At 45.3% G+C, this 26572-nt stretch carries 21 protein-coding genes; 12 read left to right on the forward strand and 9 right to left on the reverse strand.

Annotated elements, in window-relative coordinates; all coding sequences use genetic code 11:
* Positions 1-108 precede the first annotated feature (108 nt).
* The gene (purB, locus tag L0659_RS20245; protein ID WP_235128404.1) at positions 109-1464 is read left to right on the forward strand and encodes an adenylosuccinate lyase; all 1356 of its coding nucleotides are present in this window, start codon (positions 109-111) and stop codon (positions 1462-1464) included.
* Positions 1465-1647: 183 nt separating this feature from the next.
* Here purB and L0659_RS20250 read toward each other — a convergent pair whose 3' ends face one another.
* From L0659_RS20250 to L0659_RS20270, 5 genes are all read right to left on the reverse strand, one after another.
* Positions 1648-4197, reverse strand: a complete 2550-nt coding sequence (locus L0659_RS20250; RefSeq protein ID WP_235128405.1) for an adenosylcobalamin-dependent ribonucleoside-diphosphate reductase — start codon at positions 4195-4197, stop codon at positions 1648-1650.
* A 290-nt stretch (positions 4198-4487) separates the two neighbouring features.
* A complete protein-coding gene (locus L0659_RS20255) occupies positions 4488-5534 on the reverse strand; it encodes a hemin-degrading factor (RefSeq protein WP_235128406.1) in 1047 nt (348 codons plus the stop codon).
* Positions 5535-5558: 24 nt separating this feature from the next.
* On the reverse strand, positions 5559-6353 hold the full coding sequence (locus L0659_RS20260; protein WP_235128407.1) for a heme ABC transporter ATP-binding protein: 795 nt from the start codon (positions 6351-6353) through the stop codon (positions 5559-5561).
* Positions 6350-7459 (reverse strand): iron ABC transporter permease, encoded by a 1110-nt coding sequence (locus L0659_RS20265; protein ID WP_235128408.1) that lies wholly within the window; start codon positions 7457-7459, stop codon positions 6350-6352. Before L0659_RS20265 ends, L0659_RS20260 begins: the two co-directional genes overlap by 4 nt.
* 6 nt (positions 7460-7465) lie before the next feature.
* A complete protein-coding gene (locus tag L0659_RS20270; RefSeq protein ID WP_235128409.1) occupies positions 7466-8305 on the reverse strand; it encodes a hemin ABC transporter substrate-binding protein in 840 nt (279 codons plus the stop codon).
* Between the two features lie 178 nt (positions 8306-8483).
* Between L0659_RS20270 and L0659_RS20275 the strand changes: the two genes are divergently transcribed.
* The 7 genes from L0659_RS20275 to L0659_RS20305 all read left to right on the forward strand — a co-directional run bounded on the left by L0659_RS20275 (position 8484) and on the right by L0659_RS20305 (position 16405).
* Complete coding sequence (locus tag L0659_RS20275) at positions 8484-9752, forward strand: cation:dicarboxylate symporter family transporter (RefSeq protein ID WP_255727525.1); 1269 nt, start codon at positions 8484-8486, stop codon at positions 9750-9752.
* 33 nt (positions 9753-9785) lie between these two features.
* Positions 9786-10196: a KilA-N domain-containing protein gene (locus L0659_RS20280; protein ID WP_235128410.1), complete on the forward strand. Its 411-nt coding sequence runs from the start codon at positions 9786-9788 to the stop codon at positions 10194-10196.
* 220 nt (positions 10197-10416) lie between these two features.
* Entirely contained in the window at positions 10417-12147 is a 1731-nt protein-coding gene (locus L0659_RS20285) for a M3 family oligoendopeptidase (protein WP_235128411.1), read from the forward strand.
* A 76-nt stretch (positions 12148-12223) separates the two neighbouring features.
* Positions 12224-12475 (forward strand): hypothetical protein, encoded by a 252-nt coding sequence (locus L0659_RS20290; protein ID WP_026631989.1) that lies wholly within the window; start codon positions 12224-12226, stop codon positions 12473-12475.
* 240 nt (positions 12476-12715) lie between these two features.
* Positions 12716-13789 carry an NAD-dependent epimerase/dehydratase family protein gene (locus L0659_RS20295; RefSeq protein WP_235128412.1) on the forward strand — a complete coding sequence of 358 codons (1074 nt, stop codon included), beginning with the start codon at positions 12716-12718 and terminating at the stop codon, positions 13787-13789.
* A gap of 55 nt (positions 13790-13844) precedes the next feature.
* Positions 13845-14792, forward strand: a complete 948-nt coding sequence (locus L0659_RS20300) for a glycosyltransferase (protein WP_235128413.1) — start codon at positions 13845-13847, stop codon at positions 14790-14792.
* 5 nt (positions 14793-14797) lie between these two features.
* Positions 14798-16405 carry a hypothetical protein gene (locus L0659_RS20305; protein ID WP_235128414.1) on the forward strand — a complete coding sequence of 536 codons (1608 nt, stop codon included), beginning with the start codon at positions 14798-14800 and terminating at the stop codon, positions 16403-16405.
* Here L0659_RS20305 and L0659_RS20310 read toward each other — a convergent pair.
* The 4 genes from L0659_RS20310 to L0659_RS20325 all read right to left on the reverse strand — a co-directional run bounded on the left by L0659_RS20310 (position 16400) and on the right by L0659_RS20325 (position 21314).
* The gene (locus L0659_RS20310) at positions 16400-16849 is read right to left on the reverse strand and encodes an Rrf2 family transcriptional regulator (protein WP_026631985.1); all 450 of its coding nucleotides are present in this window, start codon (positions 16847-16849) and stop codon (positions 16400-16402) included. The two genes, L0659_RS20305 and L0659_RS20310, sit on opposite strands and share 6 nt — an antisense overlap.
* 182 nt (positions 16850-17031) lie before the next feature.
* Complete coding sequence (locus L0659_RS20315) at positions 17032-19437, reverse strand: 3-hydroxyacyl-CoA dehydrogenase/enoyl-CoA hydratase family protein (RefSeq protein WP_235128415.1); 2406 nt, start codon at positions 19435-19437, stop codon at positions 17032-17034.
* 16 nt (positions 19438-19453) lie between these two features.
* Entirely contained in the window at positions 19454-19918 is a 465-nt protein-coding gene (locus tag L0659_RS20320) for a MarR family winged helix-turn-helix transcriptional regulator (protein ID WP_026631983.1), read from the reverse strand.
* A 148-nt stretch (positions 19919-20066) separates the two neighbouring features.
* Positions 20067-21314, reverse strand: a complete 1248-nt coding sequence (locus L0659_RS20325) for a peroxiredoxin (protein WP_235128416.1) — start codon at positions 21312-21314, stop codon at positions 20067-20069.
* A gap of 139 nt (positions 21315-21453) precedes the next feature.
* On the opposite strand from L0659_RS20325, the gene rsmH reads away from it, so the two are divergent.
* The 4 genes from rsmH to L0659_RS20345 are packed head-to-tail and all read left to right on the forward strand — an operon-like array spanning position 21454 to position 26512.
* A complete protein-coding gene (gene rsmH / locus L0659_RS20330; RefSeq protein WP_235128417.1) occupies positions 21454-22371 on the forward strand; it encodes a 16S rRNA (cytosine(1402)-N(4))-methyltransferase RsmH in 918 nt (305 codons plus the stop codon).
* A gap of 24 nt (positions 22372-22395) precedes the next feature.
* A complete protein-coding gene (locus L0659_RS20335; protein WP_026631980.1) occupies positions 22396-22821 on the forward strand; it encodes an FtsL-like putative cell division protein in 426 nt (141 codons plus the stop codon).
* A 60-nt stretch (positions 22822-22881) separates the two neighbouring features.
* Positions 22882-25026, forward strand: a complete 2145-nt coding sequence (locus tag L0659_RS20340) for a penicillin-binding protein (RefSeq protein ID WP_235128418.1) — start codon at positions 22882-22884, stop codon at positions 25024-25026.
* A 7-nt stretch (positions 25027-25033) separates the two neighbouring features.
* Positions 25034-26512 carry a UDP-N-acetylmuramoyl-L-alanyl-D-glutamate--2,6-diaminopimelate ligase gene (locus tag L0659_RS20345; RefSeq protein WP_235128419.1) on the forward strand — a complete coding sequence of 493 codons (1479 nt, stop codon included), beginning with the start codon at positions 25034-25036 and terminating at the stop codon, positions 26510-26512.
* The last annotated feature ends 60 nt before the right edge of the window (positions 26513-26572 follow it).

Below are 26572 nucleotides of genomic sequence, written 5' to 3' on the forward strand. Positions count from 1 at the left end.
ATAAATTCTGACATCAATACCAAAAAGAATATTTCCTGAATTTTTTACCAATTTTCGACGCTGATTTCTACTAACTTTGCCTGATAATCAATTTTTGTATTGAAAATCATGTCATTAAACCAACTTACGGCTATCTCTCCCGTTGACGGCCGTTACTACAAGCAAGTATCCGAGCTTTCAGCTTATTTCTCCGAATATGCCCTAATTTATTACAGAGTTTATGTGGAGATCGAATACTTCATTGCACTTTGCGAGCTTCCCTTGCCCCAGCTGGCACAATTTGACAAGAAACATTATGCAGCCCTGCGCAAGATTTATGAGGATTTTAGTGAGGATGATGCGCTGCATATCAAGGACATAGAAAAAGTTACCAACCACGACGTTAAGGCGGTTGAATATTTTATAAAAGAACAATTCGAGAAACTGGGTATTGAGTCCTGCCAGGAATTTATCCATTTCGGACTTACATCTCAGGATATCAACAACACGGCGATCCCGCTTTCGCTGAAAGATGCGCTTGAACGTCAGATTAAACCATTGTTCCGTCAGGTTCTTTTTGTTTTGAAAAGAATGTCTATCGAATGGAAGAATGTGCCGATGCTGGCTTTCACGCACGGGCAACCGGCATCGCCTACACGCGTAGGAAAAGAATTCCTGGTTTTCGTGGAAAGGCTTGAACGTCAGCTGGAAATGCTGGATAAAATTCCGCATTCAGCCAAATTTGGCGGGGCAACCGGAAATTTCAATGCGCACCACGTAGCTTATCCCAAACAGGACTGGATGGCATTTGCCAATCATTTTGTGGAAGGGTTGGGCCTGAAAAGAAGCCGTCACACCACGCAAATTGAACATTACGATAACCTGGCTGCAACATTCGACTGCCTGAAAAGACTGAACACAATCCTGACCGATTTGAACCGGGATATGTGGACGTACATTTCAATGGGTTATTTCAAACAAAAAATCAAAGCAGGCGAAGTAGGATCATCCGCCATGCCGCACAAGGTTAACCCCATTGATTTCGAAAATTCAGAAGGAAACCTTGGCCTGGCAACCGCATTATTCGAACATTTCGCCGCCAAACTCCCCGTTTCTCGCTTACAACGCGACCTTACGGATTCAACGGTGTTAAGGAACATTGGCGTGCCGCTGGCGCATTTGGCCATCGCATTGAATTCGCTACTGAAAGGTTTAGGCAAAGTTGAGCTGAATGGCGAAATCCTGAAATCCGAACTCGAAGAAAACTGGGCCGTTGTTTCAGAAGCCATCCAAACAATCCTCCGCCGCGAAAGTTATCCAAAACCTTACGAGGCTCTGAAAGAATTGACCCGGACGAATGAAAAGATAACCCACGACTCAATTTCCCGCTTTATTGAAACATTAGATGTTTCCGAGAAGATCAGAGAAGAACTAAGGGCAATCTCGCCGTTTAATTATTTGGGGGTTGTTGAGGATACGCATTAATAAGCCGCCTGTCAGCCTGAGCCAGCTTAATGTCCTGTCAGTCAGCCTGGGTCGGGTTATTTGCCTGTCAGCCTGAGCGGAGTCGAAGGCGCGTTACTCCTGGGTAGCGCGCCTTCGACTCCGCTCAGGCTGACAGGCAATAGAGCTCAGGCTCACTGGCAGTTTTAATTTAACCATTAACCATCACCCACACTTCGACGAGCCGCAATCCTTGCAAGTCAGACACCCTTCCTGATACAGCAAATTCGTAGAATTACAATTCTGGCATTTCTGCTTCTTGGCTTCCGTTCCATCTGGGATGTATTGCTTCAAAGCTCTGGCTACGCCGTTTTTCCAGGTGTTGATGGATTCGTCCAGTTGCAGGCTGCTGATGAGGTCAACGACTTTTTCGATCTGCATTCCGTGGCGTAATGTGCTGGAAATCAGTTTAGCGTAGTTCCAATATTCCGGATTGAATTTATACGAAAGCCCTTCGATTGTGGTTTTGTAGCCGCGGGTGTTTTTGTATTGGAAATCATAACGGGAACTGCCGTCTGCTTCACGATTTTTGATAATAACCCCTTCATTTACCCATCTTGGCAAAAGGATCCCGTCTTCATCATCGGCCAACCCGGTGAAAATTTCATAAGGCTGGTTATCGATCAACCCTACGAATGCGATCCATTTGTCTTTTTTGTTTTGAAAACGAACCACATCCGCATCCAAAATTTGTGGCCTTGTGGTTGGGAAAGGCACATTACCAGAAACTGTTTCCTCTTTTTTCTCCGTATTGGCAATCAAAACGCCGGATCTTGAACCGTCACGATAAACTGTAACGCCTTTGCAACCAGCTTTCCAAGCCTCCATGTAACATTCACCGACCAGTTCTTCGGTCACGTCATTGGGCATGTTAATGGTCACGCTGATGGAGTGATCGACCCATTTCTGGATCGCGCCCTGCATTTTTACCTTTTTGAGATAATCCACATCATTGGAAGTGGCTTTGTAGTAAGGCGATTTTTTTACCAGATCATCCAGCTCCTTTTGCGCGTAATTTTTGCTGATATCAAAGCCATTGATCTCCATCCATTCCTTGAAACGGTGGTGGAAAACGACATATTCTTCCCACGAATCACCCACTTCGTCCACGAAATCAACCCGGACATCTTTGTCATTTGGATTAACTTTTCTTCTCCTTTTATAAACAGGCAGAAAAACCGGCTCAATGCCCGATGTCGTTTGCGACATTAAGCTCGTCGTTCCAGTCGGCGCAATGGTGAGCATAGCAATATTACGCCGGCCGTATTCCAGCATTTCGTAATATAGTTGCGCATCAGCCTCTTTGAGCCTGAGGATGAACGGGTTATTTTTTTCTCTCTCTGAATCAAATATAGAAAAAGCTCCCCTTTCTTTGGCAGTATGCACCGATCCGCGGTATGCTTCGAGCGCAACTGTCTTATGTATTTCAACGGCGAATTCAGTTCCTTCGTCGCTTCCGTAACGCAGGCCGAGTGCCGCCAGCATATCACCTTCTGCGGTGATGCCGATCCCTGTTCTTCTGCCCTCTTTTGCTTTGGTTTGAATGTTCAGCCACAGATTGCGTTCTACTCTTTTTACTTCTTCGTCTTCCGGATCTTCATCGATTTTTTGCAAAATCGCGTCCACTTTTTCCAGTTCGAGGTCGATAATGTCGTCCATCATGCGCTGGGCGGCAGCGACGTGTTTTTTGAACAGGTCCCAATTGAATGTTGCCTTGCTTGTAAACGGCTGATCCACATAGGAAAACAAATTAATCGCCAGCAAACGGCAGGAGTCATACGGACACAAAGGAATTTCACCGCAGGGGTTGGTAGAAACCGTTTCATAACCCAGATCCGCATAGCAATCGGGGACAGACTCGCGAATGATCGTGTCCCAGAACAAAATACCCGGCTCAGCCGACTGCCACGCATTATGCACAATTTTCTTCCACAATGCGGTTGCATCAATGTCTTTAATGTGCGAAGGTGTGGTGCTTTTGATCGGATATTGCTGCTTGTATGTTTCCCCGGATTCAACTGCGCGCATAAATTCATCATCAATTCGCACAGAAACATTGGCGCCGGTTACTTTGCCCTGTTCCAGTTTTGCATTAATAAAATCCTCAGAATCAGGATGTCTGATCGCCACGGAAAGCATTAACGCGCCTCTGCGACCGTCCTGAGCCACCTCGCGGGTTGAATTGGAAAATCTTTCCATGAAAGGCACAATGCCCGTAGAAGTCAGCGCGGAGTTTTTTACAGGCGATCCTTTCGGGCGGATGTGCGACAAGTCATGGCCCACACCACCGCGTCTTTTCATCAGCTGCACCTGCTCCTGGTCAATCTTCATGATGCCGCCGTACGAATCGGAAGCACCATTATTGCCGATCACGAAGCAGTTGGACAGCGACGCGATTTGGAAAGGATTGCCAATGCCGGTCATCGGACTTCCCTGGGGAATAATGTATTTGAAATCTTTGATCAGATCAAAAACTTCTTCTTCGCTCAATGGGTTCGGGTAGAGCTGTTCAATTCTGGCAATTTCCTTCGCAATGCGCCTGTGCATGTCGTCCGGCGTGGCTTCATATATCGCGCCGTAGGAATCTTTCAATGCATATTTGTTCACCCAAACGCGCGCTGCCAGGTCATCGCCCTTAAAGTATTGAAGCGAAGCCTGATACGCTTCGTCCGTAGTGTAAGTTTGCGCGGTTTGCGAAGGTTTTGTTGTTTCCATTGAGATTTTATATGAAGAACATTGAATAAAAGTCGAATGATAAATTTAACTCTTTTAAAACTTTAATGCCTGGTTTAATTTCAAAAGTTTCCAGAAAAATGTTTTAGTAAATTGATAGTCAAGCTTTTAAAATTTTCAATTGCCTAAAAAGTTTGCAAAATTTTTATTTTCATGAAATCAAAAACAAAATGAATGGCACAAAAAAAACCGGCTCAAAGCGAAACCGGAAATTTTTTAATTACTATGGCGAAATTTTATCTTAAATCTTTTTCAGACAATTCCTATCAGGCTTAAAGGCGGCTAACTGACTTTTCAATCAATGCCGGCCATTCAGGAAGCTCAGGAATTCCTGGTTTTCTTTTCCCGAAAAACTGATTGAACATCGTCCCTTCTCTATCGATCAATTCAATGCCGGTTACCACACCGTCTTCTGTGGGTTTTCTCACAACCCATGCCTCGTCAATGGCATCCTGGCGCAGGTGCAGGTTGAATTCGGGATCCATAATGTTCAACCAAGGACCCATTACAAATATTTTGTTGATCGTGCCCGTGTGGATTTGAATGCAGTTTGGATTGGAAACGAACACCATAATCGGCAGTTGTTCTTCCGAAGCGGCTTCGAAAACGGGCTTCATGCTTTCCGGCGTGATCCTGTAAGCGTAACCTTCGGGCGCGTTGCGCAATGCTTGCTTGCGGGTAAGGTTGTATTTACGAAGCAGTGTAAAGAAATCATGCGTGTCTTTCAACGCCAGCCATTCCGCTTGAAATGCAGCCTGGTCAATGTCAGCAACCGTTTCGGATTCAGCAGGTTTCGTAGTTTTCTCCGAAATGACAAGGTTAATGTCCTGGTCCGGCGCGCTGTATTTGGTGACTAATGCGTCGTATGCCTCTTTATTGCTTTTTTCGGTGAGATAAATTTTATGAGTTGCGTCTCCGAAACTGTTGAAAAACTGCAAGCTGTGGCGGTCGTTTTCAGAAACAGCGAATCCGAATTTCCAATCTCCCAGAAACAGGCGCAGGTCAATATCTTCTCCCAAAACCAGCCCTACGTGGTTATTAAAGGATATTTTTTCATAAACACCCTTCCGCTCATGCACAACGTGATCATTACGCGTAAGCGCCATCACATGCCCGAGCGAGCCTATTTCCTTGATCAACTCTCGAAAATCGCCGGCCAGTAATGTAACATTTTCACCGATCCCGGTGGCTACAAGCTCTGCTTCGGTTGTATTCAATTCTTTCGCGGCGTCCCGGATCCGGGTTTTTGAGTTGGTAACCTTAAATTCGGACCAGCGTTCTTTCAGCTCAGTTCTTTCTGGTGACAGGGTAGATTTCATTTTTAAATTATGTTATAATGATCTTTAATAATCCATAGAAACCATTGGCACATCCGGCACAATGACTGGGTAACTCAAATCTTCTGACTGGACGATTTTAACCGGCAATCCAAAAACATCTTTAATAATGCGCTCATTCAGCACTTCTTCCGGCGGGCCAATAGCATGACTTTGTCCGTTTTTCAACATTAAAACCTGATCTGCATATTGCAGTGCCTGGTTGAGATCGTGAACCACCGCCACAATCGAAAAACCCTTGGCCGCCAGTTCTTTGGCTAAATGGAATGTTTCAAACTGGTGCAAAAGGTCCATTCCTGAGGTTGGCTCATCCAATAGCAGAAGGCCATTTTTGATCTCCCAGATCTGCGCCAAAGCTCTCGCCAGCTGCACACGCTGCTGTTCCCCGCCCGAAAGCGTCGGGTAAGGTTGGTTTTTTAAAGCCCCAATCCCAACTTTTTTAAGGCATACTTCTACAATTTCGAGGTCTTTTTGCGTAGGCTCGGCTTCATAAAACGGATATCGGCCCATTAACACAATTTCCTGCACCGTAAAGGACAAGCTGATCACATTCTGCTGAGACAAAACCGCACGTTTCCTGGCCAGATCTCTCAATTTATGCTTTTTCAAATCCATCCCATCCAGGAAAACGGAACCGGATGAAGGTGAAAGCTCGGCTGAAAGGATTTTTAGTAATGTCGATTTTCCCGCGCCATTCGCGCCAACGATGGCCCAGAACTGACCTGGCAGGACATCAAAACTAATATCCTTCAAAAGGGATTTGTTCCTAACCTCAAAACCGACATTCCTAACCTCGATCATAGCCGCTTCCGTTTTTGCTCCCAAAGAATGTATATGAAAAACGGCGTTCCCAGTAATGCAGTCAGAATGCCAATAGGAAGTTCCGACGGCGCGACAATCGTTCTGGAAAGCGTGTCTGCTAATGTAAGCACGATGGAACCGGATAATGCTGAGCCAATTAGCAATGTTTTATGATTTGGGCCAAATGTTGTTCGTATCATGTGCGGGACTACAAGCCCTACAAAACCGATCGTGCCTGCGACCGCAACGGACGCGCCAACGCCCAAAGTTGCAAGAATAATGACCTGTCGTTTCAAAACTTTCAAATTCACTCCCAGGCTCCCGGCCTGACTTTCGCCAAGCACGAGCAGGTTCAAGGCTTTGGAAAGATAAGGCATAAAAAACACCGAAATCCCTACAAACGGCAACACTGCCAGCACGGACGTCCAGCTCGCGCCTCCCAGGCTGCCCAGGTTCCAGAATGTGATAGAACGGAGCTGCGCGTCGTCGGCCAGATAAGTCATCAGTCCGGTCATGGCGCCTACAAAAGCATTGATGGCGATTCCGCAGAGCAGCAATGTTGTGACGCCGCCGTCACCCGTGATTTTGGCTAGTTGATAAACTAATAATGTGGTTAATGCCGCGCCCAGAAATGCCACAAACGAAATGCCGTAAACGCCAACCCATTCATTTATTATACCAAAATATCTGACATTAAGCATGATCACAAACACTGCGAACAGTGAAGCGCCCGATGTCACGCCGATCAATGTTGCATCCGCAATGGGATTTCGGAAAAGACCTTGTAATGATGCGCCAGCAATGCCCAAGCCCGCTCCTATCAGCACAGCCAGACAAACCCGCGGCAAACGGATCACCCAAAAAACGACCGACTTCTGTTCCTCAACGCGCGTTTCCTGGATAAAACCTAGTTTGAATGCAATGATCTCCCAAAGCTCTGCCAGGGAAATCTGCAATGCGCCCGTGCAAGCCGAAAAAACCATGCAGGCAAGCAAAAGGGAACCCAGTATCCACGCCATTCTGCCCGTCGAAGACGGAAGTTGCAGCCGTTTTACAGATGCAGTTTGCGTGAATTGGTCCGGTTCCTTTGCGATTTCAGCCAACATTTAATCCTATTTTACCTTTTGTGATAATTCTAATGCTGCCTTACCAAGCCGCGGCCCGAAGCCGGTCAGCAATTGGCCATCCATAACGATCACTTTTTTGTTTTTACCTGCGTTTGTATTCGCAACGCCCGGCACTTTCAGCAGTCCGTCTATGCCTTGCAAACTTTCCAGCCCGCTCGAAAAGAGCACCAGCACGTCGGGATTAGCTGTTATTAATGATTCGGCCGTCAATGGTTTGAATTCCGTAAATCCGCTGACCGCATTTTTATGGCCTGCCAGCGTGAACATTTTATCCACCGAAGTCCCTGTTCCTGAAACCATTAATGTCCCGGTTCCTCTTGCATAAATAAATAGCAGTTTTTTAGGCGCAGCATTGGTTTTGATTTTAGTCAGATCTGCCTGAAGCGATTTAACGAGTTTTTCCGCCTGCGGTTTTGCATTGAAATATGCGCCCACATCCCGGATCAGCTTAATCGCGCCCTCTTGGGAATATTCGTGTTTGAATTCAACCACTTTTTTGCCGCTGCTTTGGAGCTGTTTTACCACCGACGGCAACAATAAGCTCTGGTCCGTATAAATGATCACATCCGGGTTTAATGTCAATATGCCTTCTGCTGCAATGGTCCGGTTATGGCCTATTTTGGGGATTTTTTCAAGAGAGGCGGGATAAGTGCTCGTTACATCAACGCCCACCAATTGTTTTTCCAGTCCTAACCCATACAAGATCTCGCTTAACGTTCCATTTGCGGACACAATCCGCTGTCCGGGGCCTGCTATGGCATTTATCACCCCTGTGCAAAACAGCAATATGAAGGTTAAGGAGCGACGGAAATATTTCTTTTGCATGGAGGCGTTCCTGTATTAAAGTATTTCACTTGGATGTGGCAAATATAAAGTTATAATTTAGACCAAATATAAATAATCAATAAAAAAATTACTTTTCCACTTCTGAACAATTCCTCGGACTGATATTATTGTAACTTCAAAACTTGCAGCGCAGCCCCGACCTTAGACCCATATCCTATTGAAAAAGTTATTCACGAATCTTACCTTCTGGGTTCTTACAGCCATCACGGCCGGTGCATTAATGGGCCATTATATTCCGGAGCAGGCCGTGAAAATGGAGATTCTGGGGAAGGGTTTTATTTCAATTGTCAAAATCTTCATCAATCCGATCATTTTCCTGACCATTACATTGGGGATTATCGGGATGGGCGACTTGAAAAAAGTCGGGAAAGTGGGTGCTAAGGCACTGATTTACTTTGAAGTGGTGACGACATTGGCATTGATCGTGGGCGTTGTGGTTGCCAATGTGATCCGGCCCGGCGATGGCGTGGTAACGAGCAATTTGCAAAAAGGTGATGCTTCTGCATATACCAGCAAAGTACAGGATTTCAGTTGGCTGCAATTTTTCCTGGATAATGTTACGCTGCAAGTTTTGTTGTTTTCACTCGTTTTAGGAACTGTTTTAAGCAAATATTCAGGCAAAGAAAAAGTCACGGAATGGCTGAATTCTGCTTCCAAATACGTTTTCCGCGCCTTGCACCTGGTCATGATCTTTGCGCCTATCGGAGCATTCGGCGGGATGGCTTATACCATTGGAAAATACGGCATTGACACATTATTGCCGCTTGCCAAGCTGATGGGAACGGTTTACGCGACGATGGCGATCTTTATTTTCGGTGTCTTGGGACTGGTTATGAAGACTTATAAGATCAGCCTTTGGTCTTATTTGAAATACATTCGCGAAGAGTTGCTGATTGTGCTCGGCACGTCGTCTTCGGAAGCCGGTTTGCCTTCTTTAATGGTCAAATTGGAAAGAATGGGCTGTTCCAAACCGGTTGTAGGGCTTGTGGTTCCGGCTGGCTATTCCTTCAATCTGGACGGAACGACGATCTATCTTTCCATGGCCACCATTTTCCTGGCGCAGGTTTTCAATGTGCATCTTACATTCGGACAGATCCTGTCGCTAATTGGCATCCTGATGGTAACTTCCAAAGGCGCTGCCGGCGTTACCGGAAGCGGATTTGTAGTACTTGCCTCCACATTAACCGCCATCAAAGTCATCCCAGTCGAAGGCTTGGCCCTCCTTCTGGGTGTCGACCGCTTCATGTCCGAAGCCCGCGCCATCACCAACTTCATCGGAAACGGCGTAGCCACGATATGGCTGGCCAACAACGAAAAAGAATTTGACCGAAGCAAAATGGAATACGCCTTCGCAAACGTTCACCAAACAGAAAACGTTATCACCGATAATCTGACGGATACGACGCAACGTGCGGATTCGGTTTGAGATTTTAGGATTACTCACTTAACACACTATTATATGCGAAAAAACACTAAAATAATTGTTCAAAGCCTGGAAATTGGCTTGGTAAGCATAGATTCGCAAGACTATATATGCTTAACGGATATGATCAAAGCCAAGGATGGTGATTTCTTTGTCAGCGATTGGCTGAGAAATGTCAATACACTGGAATATCTGCACGCTTGGGAAGGAATGCACAACCCGGATTTTAATTACGGCGAATACGCCCTAATAAGGAATCAGTCCGGCATCAACTCTTTCAAAATCAGTGTAAAAGAATGGGTTGCAAAGACTAATGCAATTGGAATAGTCGCTAAGGCAGGCCGTTATGGAGGAACGTATGCGCATAAGGATATCGCTTTTACTTTTGGAATGTGGATTAGTCCTGTATTTCAGCGAAAATATAAGAGATATGGCAAGCATAAATGACTTGGCCATCTTATCGAATATAGAAAGCTTAAACTCAATTTTGATCAGCCAAAACCTGTCGAAAGCTGAGAGACTCCGATTTCTTGTCAATACAGTGGAGCAGCAGCGTAAATCGCTGGAAGGAATTGATCTCATAAAAGGGATCAAAAAATTAAGTGATAATACATTCATAGACGCTAAAAATTAACTTTGAAAAATTCAGTAATAAGCCTTTTAAAAAATGACAACGGATAATATTGAGATACTGACCCGGGGAAAAAGGGGTTTCATAGGGGAAGAATTTGATTTGAAAAAATGGGAGGATGTTGAGCCGTTTTTTGAAAATCTGAAAAACAGGGAGATCAATTCTGCGGAGGATTTGCAGCAGTGGTTTCTGGATAGGAGTGAAATTGAGTCTTATTTGTCGGAAAACTTTGCGTGGCGATACATTCGGCAGACTTGCGATACGGCTAATACGAGCCTGATCAACGCTTTGCAATTTTTCATCACTGAAATCCAGCCGAAACTTGCGGAATATGGCAATGCTTTGGACAAAAAAGTGGTCGACAGCCCTTATCTGAGCGAATTAACGGAACCTGGATTTGAAATTACAGTGCGCGGCATGAAGAAAGCCATCGAAATCTTCCGCGATGAGAACATTCCGCTGATCACAGAAATGCAGACCGAAGAGCGCCGCTACGGGGCCATCGCGGGCGCCATGACGGTGACACTGGACGGCGAGGAAATGACGTTGCAAAAAGCCGCCGACCGCCTTCAATCCACTGACCGCAACATTCGGGAAGAAGCCTGGCGCGCCATCAGCGGCAGACGTTATGACGACCACGAACAACTGGACGAGCTGCTGGGCAAGCTGGTAACATTGCGCGACCAGGTTGGTAAGAATGCCGGTTTTGCCAATTACCGCGACTATATGTTTGCTGCGATGGGACGTTTTGATTACACGCCGGAGGATTGTTTCAATTTCCACGGTTCGGTGAAAAAAGCGGTGGTTCCTATGCTGGATGAAATGGCTGAGAGCAGAAAAGCGGCTTTGGAAGTGGATGCGCTTCGTCCGTGGGATACGAAGGTGGATCCGCAGGGATTGGCGCCATTGAAGCCGTTTGCAACGGGCGAAGAATTGCTGGACAAAACAATCCGCTGTTTTTCAAGGCTGGACCCTTTTCTGGGAAATTGCCTGAGCACCATGAAGAATATGAACCATCTGGACCTGGAATCCAGGAAAGGAAAAGCGCCGGGTGGCTACAATTATCCGCTTGACGAGATTGGCGTTCCGTTTATTTTCATGAATGCAACGTCGAATCTTCGGGATATGGTAACATTGCTGCACGAGGGAGGTCATGCGGTGCATTCGCTGGTAACGCGGAATTTGAAGCTGAATTCATTCAAACACACGCCTTCCGAAGTTGCGGAGCTTGCTTCCATGTCGATGGAATTGATCACAATGGATTATTGGGATGAGTTCTTTGAAAACGAAAATGACTTGAAGAGAGCGAAAATCCAGCATTTGGAATCCATTCTGGAAACACTTCCCTGGGTTGCTACGGTTGATAAATTCCAGCATTGGATGTTCGAAAATCCGCAGCATTCGGCCACTGAACGCACGGACGCATGGGTCCGCATCTATGAAGAATTTACAGATAGAGTAATGGACTGGAGCGGTCTCGAAATTTATAAAAAATATCTTTGGCAGCGTCAGTTACACATTTACGAGGTTCCTTTCTATTACATTGAATACGGAATTGCGCAACTGGGGGCAATCGGCGTTTGGAAAAATTACCGCCAGGATCCTGCGAAAGGCCTGAAAGGTTATCTGGATGCGTTGAAGCTGGGCTATACAGCCACAATTGGCGAGATATATCAGGCAGCCAACATCCCGTTTGATTTCTCGGAGCAGCATATCACTGATCTGATGCAGTTTGTCCGCAACGAACTGGCCGAATTAAAAAAGTAACATTTCGTCAGGGCTGATTTGGTGGTTATGAAAATGACGGTTATTTTTGCCCATATTACTATGAACGATCAAAGAAATGAAATTCTATAAAATTGTTGCATTTGTTGCCTGTCTTGCATTGCTTTCTTCATGTGACTATCAGAAATATAATCACATCGAGCAAAAAGACCTGAATACTGGCAACGAATTGGTTTACGGCGTAAGCCCGGATTCTTTGCCACGTCAAATGTCTTTGAAATATGAGGCTAAGCCAGAACTTGAAACACGTGTAAACGACATCCGTGCCAAATTATACAGCGGCACGACGAATGCAGTGGTTAAACAATAGTATATTTCTGCCTGAATATGAAGATATCCTCACACAACTGGGGATATCTTTTTTTTGAAATGCTGCCTATATCTTATTGAACATTTTTAATACAGGTTCCAGCGTATAATCCTTCTGATACAGTTCCATTGACTAACTGAGTTGTGACAATTGAACATTTTTAATTTACTTTACGTATTCGAGGCAGTAGAATACTCGTATTAATCAGGAACGGACAGGCAAATAAAAATACACAAAAACATGAATATAGCTTTGGTAACCGGCTCGGCCGGTCTGATAGGAAGTGAATCGGTTGCGTTTTTAGCGGATAAATTTGATCTGGTAATCGGTGTTGATAATAATTTAAGAGAATACTTTTTCGGCGCTGACGGAAATACAGAATGGAACCGTAACAGGATCCAGGATCAGTTTAACAACTACAAGCATTATGCTGCTGATATTCGTGAAGTTAGCCAGTTGGAACCGATCTTTAAGGAATACGGAAACGACATTAAGCTGATCATCCACGCAGCCGCACAGCCAAGCCATGACTGGGCAGCGAAAGAGCCGTTTACAGATTTCGGTGTAAATGCGGTTGGAACGCTTAATATGCTGGAAATGACACGCTTGCATACACCGGAAGCTGTGTTTATTTTCACTTCTACCAATAAAGTTTATGGCGATAATCCTAATTACCTGCCATTAATCGAGCTGGAAACGCGTTGGGAAATCGATCAGAACCATCCTTACTTCGAGAACGGGATTGACGAGCAACACAGCATTGATCACACAAAACATTCAGTTTTTGGTGCTTCGAAAGTGGCTGCTGATATTATGGTTCAGGAATATGGCCGTTATTTTGGTATGAAAACGGCGGTTTTCCGTGGCGGATGCCTTACTGGTCCAAACCACTCAGGCGCTCAGTTGCACGGATTCCTTGCTTACCTGATGAAATGTGCCATTACCGGCAACCATTACACGATTTTTGGTTATAAAGGAAAACAAGTTCGCGACAACATTCACAGCCATGACCTTGTGAATATGTTCTGGCATTTTTATCAAAATCCACGTCCGGGCGAAGTGTATAATGCGGGTGGCGGACGTTTCGCAAACTGCTCAATGCTGGAAGCGATCGCGCTTTGTGAAGAGATTACCGGAAACAAGTTATCGTACTCATACTCAGAAACAAATAGAATTGGCGATCACATCTGGTATGTGAGCGATTTGTCGAAATTTAAGTCGCATTATCCAGGCTGGAACTGGGAATATGGCCTGACTGAGACACTTACCCAAATTCACGACGGTATTTCTTCAAGACTAGCAAAAACCGTTTAAAATCTTTCCGAAGCCTCCGAATTTAACCTTTCGGAGGCTTTCAAATTCCTCCCCCATGCCCGAAAATTTTGTCATTATCATTCCTCAATTCAACGACTGGGAGGCGCTGAACCTGCTTATAGAAAAGATTAACGCGGATTTAAACGCCTCGATCTTAAAAAATACCACGTTATTTATCGTTGACGACTGCTCCTCCAAGGAAAGAACATCACCATTTGTAAGTTTTGGGGGGAAAGAAATCAAAGTCCTGCGCTTATATCGCAATCTTGGACATCAAAAAGCAATTGCCATCGGCCTTTCCTATGTTGCCGAGCACATTGCTGCTGATAAAGTTATTGTCATGGATGCGGACGGCGAAGATGCTCCTAGCGACATTAACTTGCTGGCAGAAAGATCATTACAAGAACCTGGCAAGATCATTTTTGCAGAACGTAACAAGCGCACGGAGAATTTTCTATTCCGATCTTTCTATGTGATTTATAAAATGCTTTTCAAGTTGCTGACCGGAAAAGTGATCACATTTGGAAATTTCAGCCTTGTGCCGCAAAATCGTTTGCAAAATCTGGTCCGCGTTTCGGAGATCTGGAATAATTATCCGGGCGGCATTATCCGTTCAAGGATTCCTTATGATTCCGTGCTCACAAACCGTGCTAAAAGGCTGGCAGGAGAAAGTAAAATGAACTTCGTTTCGCTGGTTTTGCATGGGTTGAGTGCCATTTCTGTGCTGGTTGACACCACGGCAGTCCGCATTCTGATCTTCTCGATTTTCATGTCGGGCATAGCCATTGCTTTTATTATCTTCATCATTTTTCTGAAACTTATTGGCAATGCAACGCCTGGCTGGGCATCCACATTGGGCAGTACGCTAATGATTTTGATGTTGCAATCCTTCCTTATTTCGCTATTTTTGGTTTTCATGGTATTGCAATATCGTTCTCAACAACACTTCATCCCGGCAGTTCATTACCGCGATTTCGTTGAGAAGGTGGACACTTTCAGCTAAACCGCATGCTCACTTTTGACAATTCACCGCCTGTATATTGGCTCATCGGATATGTGCTGGCGGCGTTTGTGGTCTTTTCGGGTTTTTATAAATCTATATCAACAAAAATCTTCATCCTATCAGCGATCATTCTGCTGATTTTCATGCGTTTACCAGTGATCGTTTTCAACCGGGAGCTTAATCCTGATGAAAGCCAGATGCTCAGCCACGCGATCACGTTGTTCAAAGATCCTATTTACTGGCGCTCGGTGGACGGCACGACCATCGGCCCGCTTGACAATTATTTACTGGTTATCCCAAGATTATTAGGCTTCGAGATTAACTACACATCCGGGCGCATGATGGGCCTCATTTGCGCTGGAGGAGCCTTATTAATGCTGTTTTACTCACTTAAAAACTGGTATGGAACATCCGTAGCGCGTAAAATATTCCTGGTTCCGTTGCTGTTTCTGACCTTTACCCAAGAGATTGATTTTGTACATTATTCAAGCGAACAGCTTCCCGTTCTTTTATTATCGATTTGTGTTTGGCTGCTTTCAAGAGCGACGCAAAGCATTGGAAATGATAAGACTAACTTATACTTTCTTGGACTAGCTGCCGGCGCAATTCCCTTTGCTAAGCTGCAAGCTGTTCCGCAGGCACTGGTTCTTGCTGCTGCTGGTTTATGGGTTGGTTACCAATGCTTTAAAACAAAAAAAGACTTCAAGCCCATTCTTTTTGTGTTGCTGGGAGGACTCACATTTCCGATCCTTACACTCGTCTTGACATTGATTTTCAACGTCTTTTCCGATCTCATCTACTTCTATATTTTAGGGAATGTGATCTATGCCGGGGGAAAAGGATTTTTCGAAATCCCAGGCCAATTTATTAGAATCTTTAAATTAACACCTGATTTCCAGATTTTTACATTAGCACTCATCGTGCCCATATTGATCGCATTTTATCAAATGTTCCGAAGGTCGAGTGCGGGCAAAATGACTTTGGTCGTTCCGGTTACCATTCTCTTGCTGCTGTTTTCAAGCATTTATGCAGTCACGAAGTCGGGTAACGATTTTATACATTATCTCAATTTCTGCATCATTCCCTGGACATTACTGGCGGGTTATGGTTTATCTAAAATTGAAAAATGGACTATCGTATTTCCGGCGATCGTTTTGCTATGGTTTGCTACAAACGATGCATATCACTTCGTCAAAGAGCGCCGGTTAAATGCTTTTGATTCGGTAAATGCAAGAACATTGGCGCAAAGCCCGGTTGTGACGGCGCTTAAAAAATACAGCAAAACTGATGACTACATGGCCGTATGGGGCTGGCAATGTGCTTATTACGTGGAAGCGCAACTGTTACAAGCCACTGCGGAGAACCACTCTGAGCGTTCTATTTTCCTCCATCCGATGCAGGAGAAATACAAGAGTCGTTATATTACTGACATTAAGCGGACCAAGCCAGCAATTGTCCTGGATGCGGTGGGGAAAAACAGTATGTGGGTGCAAAACAAAAAAGCCCAGGGAATTGAGAGTTACCCTGCGCTTTTTGAATATATCCTCAATAATTACAAACTGGTCGGTGACTTTGACGACACGCGCTTATATGTGCGCAACGACCGCCTATAATTGTGTCAAAACATCCGTTTGCTGTGCATTTTCAGCTTGTAGCAAGTCGTTTAATGTGGTTTGGTCCAATACAGCGAGGTTAGCGTCGCGCCATCTTTCGAGCACGGAGCGCAAGCTGCAAGTTTCTTCGTCCTTACAATCGTCGCAACGGCCGTAAAAAAACATTGAAACGCAAAGTGCCGGCGCAATAGGGCCATCGATAATCCGTAATACTTTCGAAAAATTGACTTCCCCCGGTGGAATGCGCAACAAATAGCCGCCGCCTTTTCCCTTCTGACTTTGTAAAACACCGTTATTACGAAGGTCAAGCAATATCGCTTCCAGGAATTTCTTTGGAATCTTCTCTTTTTCAGCAATGTAGGAAATCAAGACCGGCCCTTTTCCGTATTGTTCTGCTAAAACTTTTAAGGCTTTAAGCGCGTATTTTGCTTTTTTAGAAATCATTTTTGCTCAAATGTACTTTTAGTCAATTTAGCATATAGGGCGAATCTTTTTCATCCCGGATTGACAGATGATTAATTCTAAATATCGAACATTTCACCGAATATCCTGCTAAATGCAGAACATTAATTGGTTAAACAATAATTCCCTTGAAAATTTAGGAAGAAGTTGCAGGCGCCTCCTTACTAGTTTCTAGGAGGTTTTCCACCATTAAGCAGTCCTTGCATTCTTTCCAGCGTCTTCTTTTCGCCACAAAGCGAAAGGAATGCTTCTCTTTCCAAATCAAGCAGATATTGTTCCGTTACGTTTTGTGCATAGCTCAAATCGCCGCCGTTGATGACATAAGCGAGTTTGTTGGCGATTTTAGCGTCGTGATCGGAAATATAATTGGCCAGGCGCATTTGTGCGATGCCGGCCATAAACAGCGCGATCCCGGTTTTACCCTGCACCTTAATGTCGTTTCGCTGCTTGGGCTGCGTATAACCATTATCAGCCAGATCCATCGTCGCTTGTTTCGCCTCCACGATAAGCCGCGAACGATTGAGTACGATTTGATCTTTATCCTGCAAATAATTCATTTCACGTGCTTCCTGCGCCGAAGTCGACACTTTTGCCTGTGCAATGTTCATGAATGCAGTTTGAAGAATGTTCAATTCCGTATCGCCTGCGTGATACATATCCGAGCACCTGAGCGCCATTTCTTTCGTTCCGCCACCGGCAGGAATGATCCCAACGCCAAACTCTACAAGTCCGATGTATGTTTCAGCGTGCGCCACAACTTTATCTGCATGCAAATTCAGCTCGCAACCGCCGCCCAATGCCAGCGAATGTGGCGCCGTAACAACCGGAATCGAAGAATAACGTGCACGCATCATGGTTTGCTGAAACTGTGCAATGACCATGTTAATCTCATCAAATTCCTGCTCAATGGAGAACATAAACAACATGGCAAGGTTCGCACCGGCAGAAAACGCCTCGCTCGACTCGTTACCGATCACCAATCCACGAAAATCCTTTTCCGCCAGACTAATGCCTTTATTGATCCCTTCGATCACTTCGGAACCCATTGTGTTCATCTTTGACTTGAATTCCAGGTTCAGAATTCCATCGCCGATGTCGTATAGATTCGCTCCGGCATTTTTCCAGACAATGTTGTTTGAGAGATTGCTCAGGAGAATAAAGCTTTCCTGCCCAGGGATTTTTTTGTAAGTTTTTGAAACAATGTCGTAGTAAGACCGCTTGCCGTTTTCAACCTTATAAAACGATTCGTTGCCGGCTGGGATCATTTCATAAACCCAATCCGCAGGTTTCATATCGAGGCTTTCCATGATCGAAAGCATGTTTTTCACGCCAATCGCATCCCAGGTTTCAAAAGGGCCATATTGCCAGCCAAATCCTGCTGTAATGGCCTGATCGATCCTGAAAATTTCATCCGAGATCTCGGGAATTCGCAAGGATGCGTATCTGAAAATGTCGGCGAACGTCTTTCTGTAAAATTCACCGGCCTTATCCCTGCCGCCAACCAGCACGCCAAAACGTTTTGAAACGTCGCTAATGGCCTTGGTTCCTTCTAATGTTTCAAACTTAACTTTTTCAGAAGGCTTATACTCTAATGTATTGAAATCCAGGGCAAGAATGACAGATTTGCCTTTGTCATCCTTTATTTTTTTATAAAAACCCTGTCCCGTCTTATCGCCTAACCATTTGTTGTCATACAATTTCTGCATGACCTCAGGCACCACAAATGCGTCCCTCGATTCATCTTTTCCCTCTCCGGAAGCGTATAAATTGTTCGCGACATGAACGGTTGTATCCAGTCCCACAACGTCCGAAAGCCGATAGGTCCCTGACTTAGGGCGTCCTACAACCGGTCCGGTGAGTTTGTCGACTTCATCCACGCTCAAACCCATTTCAGCAGCGACACGGATCGTTTGGATCAATGCATAAATTCCCAGCCTGTTAGCAATGAACCCAGGCGTATCTTTTGCCAAAACAGTAGTTTTGCCCAAAAACAGATCACCATAATGCATTAGGAAATTGACAATTTCCTGATCCGTTTCTGAGGTCGGAATGATTTCGAGTAAGCGTAAATATCTGGGTGGATTGAAAAAGTGCGTTCCGCAAAAATGCTTGCGGAAATCTTCGCTGCGCCCTTCCGCCATCAAATGGATCGGAATTCCGGACGTGTTGGAAGTCACGAGCGTTCCCGGCTTGCGCAATGCATCCACTTTTTCGAAAATGCTTTTCTTAATATCAAGCCGTTCCACAACGACTTCCATCACCCAATCGTAATTTTTTATGTCAGCCAGGTTATCGTCGAAGTTCCCCGTTTTAATGCGTGACACAAAAGCCGGGCTGTAAAGGGGCGCCGGTGATGCTTTGATGGCTTGCTGTAACGCATCATTCACGATCCTGTTCCGGAAAGCAGGGTGCTCGCTGGTCATTCCTTTGGCTTTTTCGACGTCGCTAAGCTCTTTCGGAACAATGTCGAGCAACAGCACTTCCACACCGATATTGGCAAAGTGGCAAGCAATGCGCGATCCCATAATGCCCGAGCCCAAAACGGCTACTTTACGAATTGAACGATTCATTATTTAAAGGTTTGGTTTAAAGCTCTTCTTCTATTTCGCCGGCTTTGAGTTTCTGATTTTCCTCTTCCACCAGTTTGTTGATATCCTTAATTACATCGAAAAAAACGACCAGCTTATCCAGCGGAATTTTATCCCTGATCATTGTATTAAAAGAAATAACGCCTTCCCGTGCCAGCTCGCGTTTCTCTTTTCCTAAGTCGGTTAGCACAATTCGGACAAACCGCTTGTCCTGCTCACTTACCTCACGCTTGATCAGTCCGCGTTCTTCCAGGTTTTTCAGCATCCGCACGAGGCTTCTCGGTTCCATGCCAAGCAAAGGGGCGATTTTTGTTGCCGGCGTACCGTTTTCAATGTCGATGTTGAGCAATACATAGCCCACAGCCATGGTTGTATCAAAACGTGCGGCGTAGGCATTGTACATTCTGGAAATCGAATGCCAGGCCCATTTTATCTGGAAATCAATTGTTTTTTCCTTACGCATCGTTAAAAAATCTGAATAGTATCAGGTATGCCCCTTCTCACAAATGTAAGAAATCAGCCCACTATTATGCAAGCATACTAATTTTAGTTTTAATAAAAAACGCATCGTCCGGAGCCGGACAATGCGTTCTTCAAAATGCTTTACAAATCTATTTTTCAGCGATCAGCTTGTCCATTAGGCCATTGAAATCGGTCACAAATTCATCAAAATAAGCGCCTGTTCCCTGGCCTGAAAAACCCGTATGGATTTCGCGAACTTTTCCTTTTCTGTCAATAAAAATCGTTGTGGGATAAGACATTACCTTGTTAAGCATAGGCAATGCTTTCGCAGTTGCCTCGTCGGTGTTGGTTCCGGCCAGAAGGATCGGATAATCAATTCCCATGCGTTCGATCATGCGTTTGATCTTAGGATTCGAAACTTTGGGATCATCCGATCTTTCAAAGGACAAACCAACAATTTCAACACCCCGGTCTTTGTTCTTTTTATACCAGGGCGCCACAAAATTGGTTTCGTCCATACAATTCGGGCACCACGATCCCATGATCTGGATGATCACGACTTTGTCTTTAAATCTTGGATCTTTCAGAGAAACCGGCTTGCCGTCCGAGTCAGGAAATGTAAAGTCGACGGTTTCAAAACCAGGTTTTAAATAAGTTAAACTGGCAGCATCAGGCAGTTTCGCCTGATCATTTTTCTTGGCAGTAAAGCTTCTTAAACTCTTCACACCCGACCACATAGAACCTTTCAGCGAACCATCGCTTTGGATGGCAGCTTTGAAAAGCTTCGCATTGGAACCGTCGAATGTCGATAAGAACAAACTATCGCCATGAACATTACCCGTAAGAAAGCGATAATCGCCCGTTGTGGTCAGTATGGAGCCTTTTACATTGGTTCCTTCCTGAATAAATGAACCCACGGATTGCGTAGTGTCCCCTGTGGCCTCGGTAATGAATGTTGCGTCCCACTTCCCGGCAACGGATTTGGTGCTCTTTGCTTCGCCCGGTTTGAAGAATTTATAATCCTTTCCAAACTCTGCTTCGAAAGGGATTGAGCCCGCTACAACGCCTTTTGCATATCTGTAATAAGTGCCATTCAGCTTTTCTCCGTCAGCTTTTGCAATGATCTTCATGTCAAAAAGATCCATAGGGATCACCAGCGAATCATTTTGGAAGAATGCTGTATCCATTTGCAACCGCTCCGTATCATTGATTACAACAACAGAATAAGTTTTCCCATCCGGATTTTTAGTTACATCCATAATAAACGGGATCCTGTTTTCATCCCGGCTCAATGTTGCACGCCAGGTGCCGGTTTTCAGGTCGGTTTGCGTCGATGAATTGCAACTTACGAATGCAAATAAAATCAGGACAGCAGCAATCTGATTAATGAGTCTCATATACAGTAGGTTATTATTAAATTAACAGAAAGCCGCCGAAATTAAATCCTTTGCCGACAGCGATTCGTACGCTTGAAAATTGCTAAGTTTGTAACTGCCTCCTGGCAAGAATAAGTTCCTATTACGTTGCTTTTAACAAATGGATTTACAAAGTACATATCACGAGCCTGTCATGTTGTCCGAATGCCTGGAAGGGCTTAACATTCAACCGGAGGGTGTTTACGTAGATGTGACCTTTGGTGGCGGCGGACATTCCCGGGCGATTCTGGAAAAATTAACAACGGGCCGACTGCTCGTTTTCGATCAGGATCCGGATGCTGCGGCCAATGCTGCGGAATTTAAAGATGACAAGCGATTTACATTTATAGCGGCCAATTTCAGGCATTTAAAGCGTTACCTGAAACTGCATAAGGCCGAAAAAGTAGACGGTATCCTGGGCGATCTGGGCGTATCCTCACACCAGATCAACACACCGGAGCGCGGTTTTTCCACAAGGTTCGACGCCGACCTGGATATGCGCATGAACCCGAACATTGAAAAAACAGCCCGTGAAGTAATTAATTCAAGGTCAAGCGCCGAATTGCAACGGATTTTAGGTATGTACGGCGAGGTCACCAATGCCCGCACAGCTGCCGAAGCAATATTTACATCAAGACACAGCACGCCGATTGACACAATTGCGGATTTAAAAGGGATTCTCCTAAAATATGCCCCTAAGCATCGCGAAAACAAGTATTTTGCCCAGGTGTTCCAGGCATTAAGGATTGAAGTAAATGATGAGCTGGCGGTTTTGGAAGAATTTCTGACGCAGGTCCCGGAGGTGCTTAATCCCGGCGGAAGATTGGTGGTGATGTCCTATCATTCGCTGGAAGATCGTTTGGTCAAAAATTTCATTTTAAAAGGAAAATTTGACGGAGAATTAGAAAAGGACTTCTACGGAAATGCGATTAGGCCCCTCAGCAGCGTTACCAGAAAACCGGTGGAAGCAACTCCCGAGGAAGTTGCACGAAATCCCCGGGCCAGAAGCGCAAAGCTCAGGATCGCAGAAAAAATATAATTTGTTTAAAATCCCCACTTGAGAATGTCGGAAAATAAGAGAAGACCTAAGCCCATTCCGCCTAAGCCTCCAAAGCCTGCGAAGCGCAAGCGGGAATATCATTTGTTCAACTGGCTCAACAAGTTTTTGCCGCTGGATAAAGTTTTTGGTGAAAAAGCACCGGGTAAGGAAGAGCGGCTTCCGGTTAAATATTTCTATTATTTTGGCTGGATCGTCATCCTGCTCGTGGCCTACGAACGCATTGGTTTTCAGTCGGAACAATATGTTAGGAACAGCATTAAGCTTAAAAAAGAAGTGGACGATCTTCGGGCTGAGTACACGTCCATTCATGCGGAATACATGAAAAGCGGGTTGCAGTCTGTGATCATTGAAAAAGTAAAGTCCGAAGGTTTGGAAGAAAACCTTACCCCTCCCAAAAAGATCATTATCAAGTCGGAAGAAGACGATTAGTCGATACTGACAAATGAAATATACTCAATCCTTATAAGCTTAATTTTCTTCTGAGAAGTAATGAAGAACGACGTTGAAAGCGGTCAGAACAATAAGAAAGCGCTGATTGCCCGTGCCAGGACTGTGGGCTGGCTTTTGTTTTTATTGGCCGTTGCGGTTTTCGGTAAACTGATCCGCGTGCAGTATTACGACGAATTCAAAGGCAAAACCTGGGCAGAATATTCTGCTAAAAACGACCTGAAAATCGACACGATTCCGGCGATGCGCGGGAACATTTATTCTGTTGACGACCGCCTGCTGGCCACCTCGCTGCCATATTATTATGTGGGATTGGATACAAAAGTGGCTGATTCGGCTTATTTCAGGAATAACATTGATGAGCTGTCGTCCTTACTGGCCAAAAGTTTTGGTGAGCATACTGTGGCTGGTTATAAGAACAAGATCATGCGTTATCGCGTGAGTAAAAGCAAACGCTATTTGAGGCTTAAATCCCGCCAGATCAGCCATTTGGACCGGGAAAAGATTAAACATTGGCCGTTTTTCGTAAAGAACAGAAAAGGCGGCGGAGGCAAGTTCGAAACGATTTACAGACGCTATAAGCCGTTCAGCCCCATGGCCGACCGGACCATTGGCGGCATTGACCCCAAAAGCGGACGCGGATACATTGGCCTGGAAGCCAGTTTTGACAAAAACCTTGAAGGAAAAGCGGGCATAGGATGGGTGGAAATGGTGGAAGGCGGCATGAAGATTCCTGTGGGCGATGCATTAAATGTACAGCCGGAAGCTGGAAGGGACATTTATACCACGCTGGATATGAATTTTCAGGACCGGGCGGAAATCGCTTTGCGCAGAAAACTCATTGAAAGCAAAGCCAACTACGGCTGCGTGATCATTATGGAAGTGGCAACGGGCGAAATCCGCGCGATGGCCAATCTGACCAAGCGCGGCGAGGGCAAATACGAAGAAGTTTTCAATTACGCCGTTGCGGGTGGCGCCGATCCTGGCTCTACATTCAAGCTGCCGACCATGATGGCGCTTTTGGAGGAAACAAAAATGAACCCTGATCAGATTACGGTCAATACTGGCGCAGGCTCGGTCCGTTTCCGTGGAACATCCATTAATGATTCCAAAAGAGGTGGCCATGGCGTTCTGACTGCGACGCAGGTTTTTGAAAAATCGTCTAATATTGGCGTTCATATGCTCATGCAGCGTTACTTTTTCTCAAAACCGGACACTTACCTATCCTATTTAAAACGCTTTCACCTGACCACGCCCACCGGAATCCATATGAAAGGGGAAAAGCCTCCTTATATTAAAGACCGCACGTCCAAGCAATGGAGCGCTTACTCGCTGACCTTCATGTCATACGGCTACGAAATGTCCATGACACCGCTGCAAACGCTGGCACTTTATAATGCAGTTGCCAATGACGGTTACTGGGTCAGGCCAATGATCGTGCGCGAGATCAGGAATGCAGAAGGCGTTGAAGACAAAATCCCGTCCTATGTTGAAGACAAGCCGATTGCTTCTCCTGAAACGATTAAGAAAGTGAAGACGATGCTGGAAGGCGTTGTGAAAGCGGGCTCTGCCAAAAACATCAGTTCGGAGCTTTACCAGATCGCAGGAAAAACCGGAACGGCGCAGAAACTGATCAACGGCATTTACACGCCTGGAAAATATTACACGTCATTTGCCGGCTATTTCCCCGCCGATAAGCCCAAGTACAGCGCCATTGTGATCATTGATACACCGCAGGGCGCGGGTGCCAACTACACATTATACGCAGGAAGCGTTGCTGCGCCGGTTTTCAAGGAAGTGGCCGACCGGATCTACGCCTACGATGTGAGCATTCAAAAACCGATCAAAGACTCATTATCAGAACTTTCCAAAGATGTAAAATGGGCAGGAAGATCAGCGGATCTGAACATAATCAGCAAAGAACTTAAACTGACGCCCGTTCCCGAAGGCAGCGAATATGCTGCGGCTTCGCTCCTTAAAAAAGGAAAAACCAACTGGCAATCCCGCAATATGAATTCCAGGGAAGTGCCTGACCTGCAAGGCCTTGCCATGCGCGATGCGTTGTATATTTTGGAAAATAAAGGATTCAATGTCACATTTAAAGGTTCGGGCAAAGTGGTGGAGCAATCCCTGCCGCCGGGAACCAGTGCCGCTGGCAACAAAACGATCCTATTAACATTACAGTAATTCCTTCATGGAGAGCACCCCAGAGAAAATTTTAAGCGATATCCTGATTGGCGTGGCCGGCGCTAACGTCACCGGCTCTGATATAGTAACCATCAACAGCATTATTCTGGATTCCCGAAGGGTTCTGCCAGGAAGCTTATTTGTAGCGCTCAGAGGAACTCAAACCGATGGGCATCAATACATTGGCATTGCAACAGAACTTGGCGCGGCAGCTATTCTTTGTGAAGAACTTCCTGAGAAACTCAGTGACAACGTTACGTACATTCAGGTTGCGGATTCAGCCGAAGCAATGGGCCTTATTGCCGCTGCATTTTATGGCCATCCTTCTCAACAGATCACATTAGTAGGTGTAACCGGCACAAATGGTAAAACATCCGTTGCTACATTTCTCTTCCAGCTTTTCCGTGCACTCGGCTATCGCTGCGGCCTGATCTCAACGGTTCAAAATCAGATCGAGGATGAGGTGATCCCTTCCACGCACACCACGCCGGATGCCGTTGCGCTGAACCATTTGCTTTCCCAAATGCAGAAAAACAAATGCAGCCACGTGTTTATGGAAGTAAGCTCACACGCTGTTGCCCAACACCGCATTACAGGTTTGCACTTCGCAGGAGGCATTTTTACCAACATTACCCACGATCATTTAGACTTTCACAAGACATTCGACAATTATATCAAAGCCAAGAAAGGATTTTTCGACCAGCTTCCTAAAACCGCCTTTGCACTGGTGAATGTTGACGACCGGCGCGGCGCCGTCATGGTCCAGAATACAAAAGCGAAAGTTGAAACCTATTCGTTACAGACTCTTGCGAGCTTTAAAGGAAAAATCATTTCTGACACGCTGGCGGGCATGCATATGGAGGTTAATAATCAGGAAGTCTGGTTCCGGGTGATAGGCCGTTTTAATGCTTATAATTTGCTTTCCGTTTATGGCGCGGCAGTTCTTATGGGCGAAAAACCGGAATCTGTCCTAACCGAACTTTCCAACCTGAAAAGCCCTCCGGGACGTTTTGAGCAGTTTCATTCGGCTGATAACATTGTGGGGATTGTGGATTATGCGCATACGCCGGATGCGTTAGAGAATGTGCTGGAAACGATCAATCATTTGCGGAGCGGAAATGAGAAAGTGATCACGGTTGTGGGTTGCGGGGGAAACCGGGATGCTGAAAAGCGGCCTAAAATGGCTGCTATTGCCTGCAAATTGAGTAACCGGGTCATTTTAACCTCGGATAATCCGCGTTACGAAGATCCTATGGATATTTTGGAGCAAATGCGAAAAGGCGTTCCGCCATTGGATTACAAAAAAACCTCGGTGATTGAGGATCGCTATGAGGCCATTAACAAGGCATTTGAAGAGGCGAATCCTGAGGACATTATTTTAATTGCCGGTAAAGGCCATGAAAATTACCAGGAAATTAAAGGCGTAAAGCATCATTTCGACGATAAAGAAGTTCTGCTTGAAGCTTTTGCAAGGCGTTATTCCTGATATTGGCGCTAAAAATCACATTTGCCTTTTTGCGTAGTCTTTGAAAAGAACCAACTTTGC

The sequence above is a fragment of the Dyadobacter sp. CY347 genome (genome assembly GCF_021502655.1).
GTDB lineage: Bacteria > Bacteroidota > Bacteroidia > Cytophagales > Spirosomataceae > Dyadobacter.